This is a genomic window from Streptomyces sp. DH24 (assembly GCF_029813775.1).
Classification (GTDB): Bacteria; Actinomycetota; Actinomycetes; order Streptomycetales; family Streptomycetaceae; genus Streptomyces.
Window position 1 is genome coordinate 1 of record NZ_JARVKW010000038.1, and the last position, 13,141, is coordinate 13,141.

9 protein-coding genes, 3 tRNA genes and 1 pseudogene are annotated in these 13,141 nt (G+C 73.8%); 5 read left to right on the forward strand and 8 right to left on the reverse strand.

Going from position 1 to position 13,141, the window contains the following annotated elements:
* From QC282_RS25530 to QC282_RS25550, 5 genes and pseudogenes are all read left to right on the forward strand, one after another.
* Positions 1–760 (forward strand): annotated as a pseudogene (locus QC282_RS25530) (DNA polymerase III subunit gamma and tau); the annotation flags it as partial.
* Positions 761–964: 204 nt separating this feature from the next.
* Positions 965–2,227 carry a phosphoribosylamine--glycine ligase gene (gene purD, locus QC282_RS25535; RefSeq protein WP_279551909.1) on the forward strand — a complete coding sequence of 421 codons (1,263 nt, stop codon included), beginning with the start codon at positions 965–967 and terminating at the stop codon, positions 2,225–2,227.
* Positions 2,228–2,544: 317 nt separating this feature from the next.
* Entirely contained in the window at positions 2,545–4,836 is a 2,292-nt protein-coding gene (locus QC282_RS25540; RefSeq protein WP_279551952.1) for a hypothetical protein, read from the forward strand.
* A 481-nt stretch (positions 4,837–5,317) separates the two neighbouring features.
* Positions 5,318–6,856 (forward strand): N,N-dimethylformamidase beta subunit family domain-containing protein, encoded by a 1,539-nt coding sequence (locus QC282_RS25545; RefSeq protein WP_279551910.1) that lies wholly within the window; start codon positions 5,318–5,320, stop codon positions 6,854–6,856.
* Between the two features lie 116 nt (positions 6,857–6,972).
* Positions 6,973–7,872 carry a phosphoribosylaminoimidazolesuccinocarboxamide synthase gene (locus QC282_RS25550; protein ID WP_279551911.1) on the forward strand — a complete coding sequence of 300 codons (900 nt, stop codon included), beginning with the start codon at positions 6,973–6,975 and terminating at the stop codon, positions 7,870–7,872.
* Positions 7,873–7,978: 106 nt separating this feature from the next.
* Here QC282_RS25550 and QC282_RS25555 read toward each other — a convergent pair.
* The 8 genes from QC282_RS25555 to QC282_RS25590 form a co-directional block, all read right to left on the reverse strand.
* A tRNA-Gly gene (locus QC282_RS25555) sits at positions 7,979–8,054 on the reverse strand.
* 23 nt (positions 8,055–8,077) lie between these two features.
* The gene (locus QC282_RS25560; RefSeq protein ID WP_279551912.1) at positions 8,078–8,704 is read right to left on the reverse strand and encodes a response regulator transcription factor; all 627 of its coding nucleotides are present in this window, start codon (positions 8,702–8,704) and stop codon (positions 8,078–8,080) included.
* A gap of 13 nt (positions 8,705–8,717) precedes the next feature.
* The gene (locus QC282_RS25565) at positions 8,718–10,253 is read right to left on the reverse strand and encodes a histidine kinase (RefSeq protein ID WP_279551913.1); all 1,536 of its coding nucleotides are present in this window, start codon (positions 10,251–10,253) and stop codon (positions 8,718–8,720) included.
* Positions 10,254–10,284: 31 nt separating this feature from the next.
* A complete protein-coding gene (locus QC282_RS25570) occupies positions 10,285–11,100 on the reverse strand; it encodes an ABC transporter permease (RefSeq protein WP_279551914.1) in 816 nt (271 codons plus the stop codon).
* On the reverse strand, positions 11,097–12,053 hold the full coding sequence (locus tag QC282_RS25575) for an ABC transporter ATP-binding protein (protein WP_279551915.1): 957 nt from the start codon (positions 12,051–12,053) through the stop codon (positions 11,097–11,099). The genes QC282_RS25570 and QC282_RS25575 overlap by 4 nt, the downstream gene beginning before the upstream one ends.
* Positions 12,054–12,230: 177 nt before the next feature.
* Positions 12,231–12,303, reverse strand: a tRNA-Gly gene (locus QC282_RS25580).
* Between the two features lie 77 nt (positions 12,304–12,380).
* Positions 12,381–12,452 (reverse strand) — tRNA-Gly (locus QC282_RS25585).
* Positions 12,453–12,577: 125 nt separating this feature from the next.
* The gene (locus QC282_RS25590) at positions 12,578–12,895 is read right to left on the reverse strand and encodes an Lsr2 family protein (RefSeq protein WP_279551916.1); all 318 of its coding nucleotides are present in this window, start codon (positions 12,893–12,895) and stop codon (positions 12,578–12,580) included.
* Between the last annotated feature and the right edge of the window lie 246 nt (positions 12,896–13,141).

The window sequence follows — 13,141 nt, forward strand, 5'->3', positions numbered from 1 at the left end:
GGGCACCCCCGCACCCGCATCCGCAGCCGCACCCACACCCGCTTCCGCACCTTCGTCCACGCCCCCCGCCCGGTCCGCGCCCCCGGCCGCGCCGCCCGCCCAGGCGTCCACCCCCGCTCAACCCCCGAGCGGCGGCCTCGACCCCCGCATGCTGTGGCCGAACATCCTGGAGGCCGTCAAGAATCGCCGCCGGTTCACCTGGATCCTGCTCAGCCAGAACGCCCAGGTGACCGGCTTCGACGGCACGACCCTCCAGCTCGGCTTCGTCAACGCGGGCGCGCGGGACAACTTCGTGAGCAGCGGCAGCGAGGACGTCCTGCGGCAGGCGCTGGGCGAGCAGTTCAACGTCCAGTGGAAGATCGAGGCGATCGTCGACCCGTCCGGCGGCGCGGGCGCCCCGGCACCGGCCGGCCCTTCGGGCGGATACGGCGGCGGCACGGGCAGCCAGGGCGGCGGTGGCTACGGAGGCGGCGGCGCCGGTGGCTACGGCGGTGGCGGTACGCCCGCTCCCCGCCCGGCGCCCCCGCAGGCGTCGGCGCCGACCACACCTGCGGCGTCGGTCGCGCAGTCCACGGCGGCGCAGGCGACCGCCCCCGCGCCCGTGCCCCAGCCCGCCGCCCCCGCGCCGCCCCCGATCTCGCCCGAGGACGACATCCCGGAGGACGACGATCCCGACCTCGACGAGTCGGCCCTCTCCGGGACGGAACTGCTCGTCCGCGAACTGGGCGCGACCGTCGTGGAGGAGATCTCGAACGACTGATCCCGCCGGGCGGGTTCCCGGACGGGTCGGACGGGGGTGAGTGGCCGGTCCGCCAGGGCACGGGTCGGCCACTGAGCGGCGGGAGAGCACAGCCGCACGCCTGCCCGCGCAGCCGCCGGTTGGAGAAACCTCCAACCCCATCACCGCCGTCCCCTCGGAAGCCCGCACAAAGAAGAGGGCTCCCCTCCCGTTAGGCTGAACCCCGTGAAGGTCCTCGTCATCGGCAGCGGTGCCCGCGAACACGCCCTGTGCCGCTCCCTGTCCCTCGACCCCGACGTCACGGCGCTGCACTGCGCCCCCGGCAACGCCGGCATCGCCGAGGTCGCCGAGCTGCACCAGGTCGACGCCCTCGACGGCGCGGCCGTGACCGCACTCGCCACGCGGCTGGGCGCCCAGCTGGTGGTCGTGGGCCCGGAGGCCCCGCTCGTCGCCGGGGTCGCCGACGCGGTGCGCGAGGCGGGCATCCCGGTCTTCGGCCCCTCCAAGGAGGCGGCGCGGCTGGAGGGCTCCAAGGCCTTCGCCAAGGACGTGATGGCGGCGGCGGGTGTCCCCACCGCCCGCTCCTACGTCTGCACCACCCCCGACGAGGTCGCCACGGCCCTCGACGCCTTCGGCGCTCCGTACGTCGTCAAGGACGACGGGCTCGCGGCCGGCAAGGGCGTCGTCGTCACCGGCGACGTCGAGGCGGCCAAGGAGCACGCGGCGGGCTGCGAGCGCGTCGTGATCGAGGAGTTCCTCGACGGCCCGGAGGTCTCCCTCTTCGCGGTCACCGACGGCGACACCGTCGTCCCGCTCCAGCCCGCCCAGGACTTCAAGCGCGCCCTGGACGGCGACGAGGGCCCGAACACCGGCGGCATGGGCGCGTACTCGCCGCTGCCGTGGGCGGACCCGAAGCTGGTCGACGAGGTGCTGCAGACGGTCCTGCAGCCCACGGTCGACGAGATGCGCCGCCGTGGCACCCCGTTCTCCGGCCTGCTCTACGCCGGTCTCGCGATCACCTCGCGCGGCGTGCGCGTCATCGAGTTCAACGCCCGCTTCGGCGACCCCGAGACCCAGGTGGTCCTGGCCCGCCTGAAGACGCCGCTCGCCGGCCTCCTGATGGCCGCCGCGACCGGCAACCTCGCCGACCTGGAGCCGCTGCGCTGGAGCGAGGACGCCGCGGTCACCGTGGTCGTCGCCTCGCACAACTACCCCGGCACCCCGCGCACCGGCGACCCGATCACCGGCCTGGACGAGGTGGCCGCCGAGGACGCCCCGCACGCGTACGTGCTGCACGCCGGCACCAGGCAGGACGGCGACCACGTGGTCAGCGCCGGCGGACGCGTCCTGTCCGTGACCGCGACGGGCAAGGACCTCACCGAGGCCCGCGAGCGCGCGTACCGGGCGGTGGGCCGCATCCGGCTGGACGGTTCCCAGCACCGTACGGACATCGCGGCGAAGGTGGCGGGAGCAGCCGCTGACGCCTGAGCGCACTCCCGGCCCGGCCGCCGCTGCCGTAACCGGAAACCGACGAACCTCGCAGGCCCCGGACCTTCTCAGGATCCGGGGCCTGCGCCTTGCTGTCCGTCATCCACCTTTCCCCAAAGCCATTCCATCGAGTGACCGATGCCCCATCCGGCTGACGACGGCCGGGGCCCCAACTAGGGTGCGGCGCAGGCTTTCCGGCACATGGCCCACCGGCATTGCGATGTCAGTGCCGGGTGCCACAGTGGGGGAGTGAGCACCACGAGAACGGCACCGAGCAGGAGAGCACCAAGGACATCAGGGAGGGGTTGAGCTCCGGCGTGACCGGTATGGGTATGGAGGTGGGCGCGCAGGCCGCGCGCTCCAGGGCGATCGCCGTACTGCGCATGCGCAGATGGGCACTGGCCGTCGCCCTGCTGCCCGCTGCCGCCGCCGTGATCCTGCTCGTCGGCGGTTCGACCGGGCATCTCACGGGCGCCGGCTGGGACGTCGCCCGCTGGGCCGTGACCCCGGTCGCCGTCCTGGTCCTGCTCGCCGCTGCCGGCATCGCCCTGGTCGTCGCCCGTTCCCGTCCGGCCATGAGCCCGACGGTTCCGATCGCCGAGGAGTCGGCCCCCGATCTGTACCGGATGGTGCGCGACCTCGCCGACCGCCTCGACGTTCCCGCACCGTCCGCGATAGCGCTCACCCCGGACTGCGACAGCTGGCTGGAGGACCGCACCCACCCGGCCCACGGCCCGCCCACGAGCACACCCGTGTCCGCCGTCCCCGGCCCGTCCCCCGACGCCCACGACAGACCCGAGGGCCACGGGACGCCCGAGGGTCACGGGACGCCCGACGGGCATGAGACGCACGACGCCCCTGGTCGGCACGGTGGCCACGCCGGGCACGCCACGGGCAGCCGCGGCCTCGGCCAGGACCACGACGACACGGCCACCGGCATCGGCGCACACCGCCGCGCCGCCACCGCCCCCGTCCTCGTCATCGGCTCCCCCTTCCTGTGGTGGATGCGCGTCGCCGAACTCCGCGCGGTCCTCGCCCCGGTCGTCGCCGGTACGGGCCCGTCGGCGCACCCCGACATAGCGGCCGCCCGGCGCTTCGTCCGAGGCCTGGACGCCGCGGTCGCCGTGACCTCGGCGCCCGGCCGCGGACCGCTGACCCGCCCGCTGCTGGCCGGCGTCGGCTGGGTGGCCCGACTGATGCTGCGCGGCTGCCGCGTGCACGCCGCCGAGATGGAGCGCGGCGTCGCCACCGCGGCCGCCGAGCGTGCACAGGCCGTGGACTACGGCCTGCGGATCGTCGCCCAGGAACAGGTCGGCCTGGCGTACGCCGGCTGGGACCGCCTGCTGACCCGGGTCGCGCTGCCCGCCTGGCGGATGGGCCGCTGGCCCTCACGGCTGGACGCGGGTGTCGTCGCGGCCCTCACCGAGCTGTCCCGGCGCGACCGCCTGGCCGAGGGGTTCGCCTCCCGGCTCGGTGAGCGTCCCGCCTGCGACCTGCTGGAGGAGCCCGGCCTGATCGACGAGGCGACCTCGCTCCTCGCCGCCCGTCTCTTCCACGGCGGCCCTGCCGAGACCGGCCCGGACTGGTCCCCGGTGGACTGGGACGCGTATCCGGAGGAGGTCGTGGACCGCAAGTGGCGCACCGACGCGGCCCGCCTGCACCGCGTCCTCGACACCCTGGGCGTCCGCCGCGACACCGACGCCCGCACCCCGGGCACGGACGGCCCGACCCTGTCCCGCGTCCTCGACCACCTCACGGAACGCAGCGCCCTGGACCACCTCACGGAACCCGGCGCCCTCGACCACCTCACCGAACCCCGCCCCCGCGACCACCTCGCGGAACCGACAGGCCCGCGGCCGACACCAGGGCACCCATCCGAGGAGCCCGAGGCAGCTGGGGAATCCGAGGCCCCCGAGGCCCCCGGGGCAGCCGGGGCAACTGGGGCAGCCGGGGCAGGGGCTTTCGGGACCTCAGAGGCCACCGGGGCGACCGAGGCCACCGGGGCCGCCGGGATATCCGAGGTAGCCGAGGCAGACGAGGTGCCCGGGACCGGCGAGGTGCCCGGGACCGGCGAGGCCTCCGGGACCGGCGAGGCCTCCGGGACGGCCGAGGCACCCGAGGCCACGGAGCCCCACGGACCCCCCGAGCCTTACCGCCCCGAGGGCTACGACGACGAGGAGGACCTCTGCGGCACCACCCCGCGCAGCGCCGCCCTCGCCGCCGGCCTCAGCGCCGAGGTGGCCCGCGAGGAGGCGGTCGCCGCCCGGACCGCCCCGCCCGTCGGCGCGCACCCCGGCCAGACCGGCCCGGACACCGTGCTGTGGGACGACCAGGCACTCCCGCTGTTCCCGCTCCAGCCGCCGCGCACCGGCCGGGAACTGCTCGCGGACCACATCACGGCGCTGGTGTGCTGCGCCGCGATGGACACCGCCGGCGCGGCACCGGGCCTCGACTGGCTCGACGGCCCGTCGCTCCTGGTCAACGGCGAACGCGCGACCGACCTGGGCCCCCGCGTCCTGAGCCTCGTGGAGGAGGGCGACCCGACACCCCTACGCTCCTGGCTGACGGAGCTGGGCATACGCCCGGAAAAGCCGGTCCGGCTCGTCTGACGCGCTGCCCGGACACCCTCGCGCCGCCCGCGCCGCCCGCCCGCCCCCCGCGTTGCCCGCGCTGCCCGGACACCCCCGCGCCGCCCGCGCCGCCCGGGCGCCCCCGTACCGCCAGGACACCCCCGCCCCACGCTGACAACCACGCCGCGGGCGCGCACTCACCGCGGTGAATCACCCCCTCACCGCGCCTCCCCGCCCTCCCCCAGCCCTTTCCTCCCAGTCGGACCCCCCGGTTCCACTTTCGGCCAATCCGCAACGAATAGTGACAGTGTGCGCGCGTTATGTGATGTGCTGGGAACGATCGCGCATGGCAATCGCCGTCGACACAGGACATGTCGACACGGGGATGTCGACACAGGACATGCCCGCACAGGACATGCCCGCACAGGACATGTCGGCACAGGACATGGGGCAGGCCGCGCGGCGACCGGCGACCACCACGAAGAGGCGCGACCGCGGGGGACGAGGGAGGGGAAGGCCGATGGGGTCGGACCAGATCCGCCGCCGGGAGCCGGGAGTGCCGGCGCACGCCGTGACGGATCCCTTCGGGCAGGGCCCCGTCCCCTGGCTGTGCGGTACCGAGACGTACGTCGGGGACACCGGCCGGGTCGTCCCCTGGTACGCGGACGCGAGTGCGGGCGCGGGCGCGGACTTGCCCCCGGCAGCCGCCACCGGCCAGGCGCGGGCGACCCGGGCCGGCACCGGGAGGATCCCGTCCCCCAGGGCCGTAGGCGGACCGCGCTCGGCGGACGACGTGCGCCTGCAGATCAAGGGATTCACGGCGACCGGCGCCGTGGCCCCCGGCGAGGCGATCGACTTCCACATCACGGTGAACCCGCCCCAGGAATTCGGCGTCGACGTCTACCGCATCGGCCACTACGGCGGCGACGGCGCCGCGAAGATCACCACGAGCCCCCGCCTGTCCGGCATCGTGCAGCCCGCGCCGCTCACCGCGGACCGTACGGTCTCCTGCCATCACTGGTGGCTGTCCTGGCGGCTGCAGGTCCCGTCGTACTGGAACCCCGGCGCGTACGTCGCCGTGCTCACGACCGCCGACGGCTACCGCTCCCACGTGCCGTTCACCGTCCGCGACGACCGCCCGGCGGACCTGCTGATCGTCCTGCCGGACATCACCTGGCAGGCGTACAACCTCTACCCGGAGGACGGCCGCACCGGTGCCAGCCTTTACCACGCCTGGGGCGAGGGGGGCCGGCTGCTCGGCGAGGCCGACGCCGCGACGACGGTCTCCTTCGACCGCCCGTACGCGGGCCGGGGACTGCCCATGTACGCCGGCCACGCGTACGACGTCATCCGCTGGACCGAGCGCTACGGCTACGACCTGGCCTACGCCGACGCCCGCGACCTGCACGCCGGCCGCGTCGACCCCACCCGCTACCGGGGACTGGTCTTCCCCGGCCTCGACGAGTACTGGTCGGTCCCGATGCGCGCCGCCGCGGACCGCGCCCGCGAGCACGGCACGTCCCTGGTGTTCCTGTGCGCCAACACCATGCACTGGCAGGTGGAGTTGAGCCCTTCGCCGTTCGGCGTCCCGGACCGCCTGCTGACCTGCCGCAAGCGCAAGGGCCCCGGCAGGCCGGTGCTGTGGCGGGAGACCGACCGTCCCGAGCAGCAGTTGCTGGGCATCCAGTACGCGGGCCGCGTCCCCGAGCCCCACCCGCTGATCGTCCGCAACGCCGACCACTGGCTGTGGGAGGCGACCGGCGCCCGGGACGGCGACGAGATCGACGGGCTGGTCGCGGGCGAGGCCGACCGCTACTTCCCGCGCACGCCGCTGCCCGCGTACGAGGAGCGGACCCTGCTCGCCCACTCCCCGTACACCGACGCGGACGGCGCCCCGCGCCACCAGGAGACGTCCCTCTACCGGGCCCCGTCGGGCGCCTGGGTGTTCGCCGCCGGCACCTTCGCCTGGTCCCCGGCCCTGAACCGCCCCGGCCACGTGGACCCGCGCATCCAGCGCGCGACGGCCAACCTGCTGGACCGCATCTGCAAGCGCGACTGACGCCCCGGACGAGGCCCCGTAACCGGGCGGCGACGCCGATGGCGCCCCTGGCGGCGCCCCTGACGTCGCCATACGGAAGAATCGGGGGGAGTCGTACAGAACCACGGGGAGGAACCGTGTCCGGATTCGTCGAAAAGCCCGAACCGCTTCAGGTTCCGGGTCTGGTGCATCTGCACACCGGCAAGGTGCGCGACCTGTACCAGAACGAGGCGGGCGACCTCGTGATGGTCGCGAGCGACCGCATCTCCGCCTACGACTGGGTGCTGCCCACCGAGATCCCCGACAAGGGGCGGGTCCTCACCCAGCTCTCCCTGTGGTGGTTCGACCAGCTCGCGGACCTCGTCCCGAACCACGTCCTGAGCACCGAGCTGCCCGCCGGCGCCCCCGCCGACTGGGCCGGGCGCACCCTCGTCTGCAAGTCGCTGCGGATGATCCCCGTGGAGTGCGTGGCCCGCGGCTACCTCACCGGCTCCGGCCTCGCCGAGTACCGGGAGTCCCGCACCGTCTGCGGCCTCGCCCTCCCCGAGGGGCTCGTCGACGGTTCGGAGCTGCCCGCCCCGATCTTCACCCCGGCCACCAAGGCCGAGGTCGGCGAGCACGACGAGAACGTCTCCTACGAGGAGGTCGCCCGCCAGGTCGGCGCCGAGACCGCCGCGCAGCTGCGCCAGGCCACCCTCGCCGTCTACTCCCGCGCGCGCGACATCGCCCGTGACCGCGGCATCGTCCTCGCGGACACCAAGTTCGAGTTCGGCTTCGAGGGTGAGGCGCTGGTCCTCGCGGACGAGGTCCTCACGCCGGACTCCTCCCGCTTCTGGCCCGCCGACCAGTGGCAGCCGGGGCGCGCGCAGCCGTCGTACGACAAGCAGTTCGTCCGTGACTGGCTCACCTCCGCCGAGTCGGGCTGGGACCGGGCGGGCGAGCAGCCCCCGCCGCCGCTGCCGCGGCAGGTCGTGGACGCGACGCGGGCGAAGTACGTGGAGGCGTACGAGCGGCTGACGGGCACCGCCTGGAGCTGACCGCACGAGGAGGTCCGGGCCCCGGCGACGACCGGGGCCCGCGCCTCCCCGCGCCCGTCCCCCGCGCACGACAAAGGCCCCGGTCGATGACCGGGGCCTTTGTGACTGGAGCGGACGACGAGGTTCGAACTCGCGACCTCAACCTTGGCAAGGTTGCGCTCTACCAACTGAGCTACGTCCGCAGTGCGCCGTGGCGCGAGAGCAACTATACCCAACCTCGCTCCCGTGCGAGACGCACCGCCGTATGACGGTTCTCCGCCCCGAGCTTCGACGCCGCCGACGACAGGTAGTTCCGCACGGTCCCCTGCGACAGCGCGGCCCGCTCCGCGATCTCCGCGACGGGCGCCCCGTCGGCGGCGAGCTCCAGCACCTCCGCCTCCCGCGCGGTCAGCGGCGAGTCACCGGCGGCGATCGCGTCGGCCGCCAACTCCGGATCGACGTAACGGTTTCCGGCGTGCACGGTACGGATGATCTCCGCGAGCCGCTGTGCGCTGACCGTCTTCGGGACGAACCCGCGCACGCCCGCCGCGAGCGCTCGCTTCAGATGCCCGGGGCGGCCGTGACTGGTCACGATGAGCACCCGGCAGTCCGGCAGCTCCGCCCGCAGTGATGTGGCGACCTTCACACCGTCCGCGCCCGGCATCTGAAGATCCAGCACGGCGACGTCGGGCTCGTGCGCCCGCGCCATCGCCAGTGCCTCGGGGCCGGTCGCCGCCTCCGCCACGACCATCAGGTCGTCCTCCAGGGACAGCAGGGCCGCGAGCGCCCCTCGGATCAGATGCTCGTCGTCGGCGAGCAGCAGCCGTACGGCCCGCCCGGACCGCGCCGTCATGAGGTGACCTCACTCACGGGCCGGGCGGCGCCCGCCCGAGCCGTTCGGCTGCCACGGGTTCCGCGTCATCGGGCTCGCCTTCCGCATGCCTGCCCTGCGCCCGACCGAGCCGTTCGGCCGGTTCCGCGTGATCGGGCTCGCCTTCCGCATGCCTGCCTTGCGCCCGACCGAGCCGTTCGGCTGCCACGGGTTCCGCCTGATCGGGCTCGCCTTCCGCATGCCTGCCCTGCGCCCGACCGAGCCGTTCGGCCGGTTCCGCGTGATCGGTCTCGCCTTCCGCACGCCCGTCCTCGGCCGAGCCGCCCGGCACGGGCACCGGTACCTCCGCCTCCAACCGGAAGCTCCCACTCCCCGTCGGACCCGCCCGCAGCGTTCCGTCGAGCCGCGCGAGCCGCTCCCGGAGCCCGTCGAGCCCGGACCCACCGGACCCGCCGACCCGCACAGGGACCTCGTCCCCGGCCGTCACCGCGCCCTTCCTCTCCACCGGCACCCCGTCGTTCTCCACCGACAGCACCACGCGCCCCTCGGTCACCTCCAGCCGCACCTCGCAGCGCGAGGCGTCGCCGTGGCGCAGGACGTTCGTCGCCGCCTCCCTGACCACCCAGCCGAGGGCCGACTGGACGGGCGCGGGCAGCCCGTCGGCCGTCCCGGTGACCGTGCAGTCGATGCCGGCGGCACTCAACACGCCACGTGCGCCAGCGAGTTCGCTGCCGAGGTCGGCCTCGCGGTAGCCGCGGACGACCTCCCGCACCTCCCGCTGCGCCTCCCTCGCCAGGCGCTGCACCTCCACCATCTGCGGCACGGCCTCGGGCCGCCCCCGCTGGGCGAGCTGGACGGCCAGCTCGCTCTTGAGGGCGATCACGGCGAGGTTGCGCCCCATCACGTCGTGCAGGTCCCGCCCGAACCGCAGCCGCTCCTCGGCGACGGCGAGGCGGGCCCGGGTCTCGCGGGCCTCGTCGAGCGCGTAGACGGCGTTGAGGAGCCAGACGGAGAAGACGGAGGTGAAGGCGAAGAAGGCGGCCCCCGCGAGGACCCCGAGCCCGGCGCCCAGCGCGGCGGCGACGGAGCCGTTCAGTACGAGGACCACGCCGGCGGAACCGGCCCCACAGCCGCCCACCAGCCCCAGGACGCGCCGCCGGCTCCGCACACCGAGCGAGATCGCGCCCGCGCCGAAGATCAGCACACCGGCGAACGACGAGGTCAGCGCGGTGCCGACGGCCTTGTCGCCGGGGACGTGGTCGGCGAGGGCGAGGGCACCGACCGCGAGCGCCGTGCCGACCGCGGCGAGCACCCACATCAGCCGCAGGGGCTGCTCGCGCCGGCCCCGGTGCCAGTCGAGCGCCCGCGAACCGGTCACCGCGCACAGCAGGGCGTGCCCGGCCAGCACCGCCGCCAGCCAGGCCGCGTACGGCATCCGCGCGTGTTCCAGCAGCGGCAGCCCGAACAGGGTGACCTCGATCACCGCGAAGGAGTGGAAGGACCACCGGGTGTACGTCTCGACCTTCGCCGGCGTGCTCTTGCCCCGCCACCACCTGCCCGGCCCGCGCATCGTCAGCCCTCCCCGGGCACCTCGTCGTACGTCACCGCCGCGGCTCCCAGCGGAACCACCGCCGTACAGCAAACACCGCCACGACCGTCCAGGCCAGGGCCGTGGTGACGGCGCCCAGTGCCTCGTGGGCGGAGAGGTCGCCCGTCCAGCCGCCGCGGATCAGGGTGATGACGGGCGTCAGCGGCAGTACCTCGCAGACGGCGGCCAGCCGGTCGGGCAGCATCTCCAGCGGGACGCCCATCCCCGAGCCGAGCATGGACACCAGCATCAGCGGCATGGGCGTGACCTGCGCGCTCTCACTGGTCCTGGTGAAGCTCGCGGTGAGCGCGGCCAGCGCCACCGCCAGCCCGATGCCCAACAGCAGCCCGGCGACGGCGAGATGGGGCGCGGGCGGGGCGGGCAGGTCCAGCAGGACCGTGCAGCCGGCGGCCAGCAGCAGCGACTGGACGAGGCCGACGGTGCCGGCGGGCAACGCGGCCCCGGCGAGGATCTCGGCGTCCCGCAGCTCCCCGGTGCGCAGCCGCTTGAGGACGAGTTCCTCGCGCCGGGCGACGAAGATGCCGACGAGCGCCCCGTAGACGGCGAACAGCAGGGAGAAGCCGACCGCGGCGGGCAGCATGACCGTGCCGACGGTGAGGCCGGCCTCCGCGAGGGCCATCTCCTCGGTCGCCGACCGCAGGCTGAAGGGGAGGAAGAACGGCACGAACAGCGCGGCGAACAGCGTCCCCCGGCTGCGCCCCAGCAGCGTCAGCTCGGCCCGCGCGAGCGCCGCCATGCGCCCGCCCGCCGTCGTCACCGCCGGGCCGCCCGCGCCCCGCCCGCCGCCATCGACTGTGATGTCGCTCATGCCGCGTACTCCCGTACGTCCGTGGCGGACGCCGCCCGCGCGATCCCGAGGAAGGCCTCCTCCAGGGACGCGGACCGCATGTCCAGCCTGCCCAGTTCGATCCCGGCGCGCTCGGCCCACACCAGCAGCGCGGTGGCCGTGCGCTGGAGTTCCCGGGTGCGCAGCCGCACCAGCCGCCCCTCGGTCTCGTGCTCGCACACGCCGAGTTCGCCGAGCGGGGGCAGGTCGCCGACGAAGTAGCCGTCGGGCAGTTCGAAGGTGATCCGGGACGGCTGCGCGGCCGTCACCTCGGCCGGTGTGCCGGTCGCGGCGATGCGCCCCTCGTGCAGGATCGCCAGCCGGTCGGCCAGGTGCTCGGCCTCCTCCAGGTAGTGCGTGGTCAGCAGCACCGTCGTCCCGCCGTCGCGCAGCGCGCTCACCAACTCCCAGGTGTCGCGGCGCCCTTCGGCGTCGAGGCCGGTCGTGGGCTCGTCCAGGAACAGCACCTCGGGGCGGCCCAGCAGCGCGAGCGCCAGGTCGAGGCGCCGCCGCTCACCGCCGGACAGCTGCTTCACGCGGACGCCGGCCTTGCTCTCCAGTCCCACCAGCGCGAGCGTCTCCGGCACGGGCCGCGCGCCGCTCACGCACCCCGCCCACATCCGCGCGGTCTCGGCGACGGTCAGCTCGGACGGGAAGCCGCCTTCCTGCAGCATCACGCCGGTCCGGGGCCGGACGGCGGCCCGGTCGGTGTACGGGTCGTGGCCGAGGACCCGTACCCGCCCGTCGGCCGGGGCGGCGAGCCCTTCCAGCAGTTCGACGGTCGACGTCTTGCCCGCGCCGTTGGTGCCGAGCAGCGCGAAGATCTCCCCGCGGCGCACGGAGAAGGTGATTCCGCGCACCGCCTCGAACCCGCCCCCGTACACACGCCGCAGGTCTGTGACCTCAATCACGTGTTCGTGTCCGTTCGCTTCCATGCCTCCAGGGTCCCGGCGAAGGGTGCCGGGCAGCAGTGCGCGCTGTCATCACTCGGCATGACAAATGTCAGGCGCGGGGGCCCGCAGAAGCAGAGGCAGGGGTAGAGGCAGAGGCAGAAGGAGACGGAGAAACAACGAAAAGACCCCGGTCCCTGAGGGACCGGGGTCTCATTCCCGAGCGGACGACGAGGCTCGAACTCGCGACCTCAACCTTGGCAAGGTTGCGCTCTACCAACTGAGCTACGTCCGCATTGCCTCCGACCGGCTCTCACCGATCGGCGCGGGCACCAGCCTACCTGATCCACAAGAGTGGTGGAGGCGATGCAGAGCGGGTGACAGGAATTGCACACTGCGCCTTCCCCCTGGAAGGGGGATGTTCTACTACTGAACTACACCCGCGCGTCCTGAGTGGGCTGGGCCTTTCGGCCTCGCCCCTCGGCGTGCTCCAGACTCTAGCTGATCAGCCGGGGTGCTGCGCAAGTCGGTTGCGGCGAGGGGCGCGTGACCGGTCGTCGGCCCCGGGCTCACTGGGCGGCGGCGAAGGCCTCGTACACCTTCTTCGGGATCCGCCCGCGGGCCGGCACGTCCATCTTGTTGGCCTGTGCCCACGCGCGCACGGCCGCCGGGTCGGGCGCGACCTCGGTCTGCCGGTACGTCCTGCCGGACCTGGACCGCTTGCGCCCGGCCGCCACGTAGGGCTCCAGGGCCCGACGCAGTTTCTCGGCGTTGGCTTCATTCAGGTCGATCTCGTACGACTTGCCGTCGAGTCCGAAGGCGATCGTCTCCGCCGCTTCCGAGCCGTCGATGTCGTCAAAGAGAGTGACCACGACCTTCTGCGCCACGAATATCGGTCCCTTCGTGCGACACCTCGTCCGTTGTGACGTGCCGAGACGTCACGGAGATGTCGACTGTTCGCCTGTTAATGGGCAAAGTATCGGCCAATGGCAATTCATTTGTACAGTGCCCGGGATTGCATTGCGAAGCCCGACTAAATACTCCCGCGCGTCCCTCGCGCAATAGGGAACACGCCCTGATCACGGATCTTTCCCGTAACTTTTCGTGAAGCCACCCGGTCGAGACCCGATCGT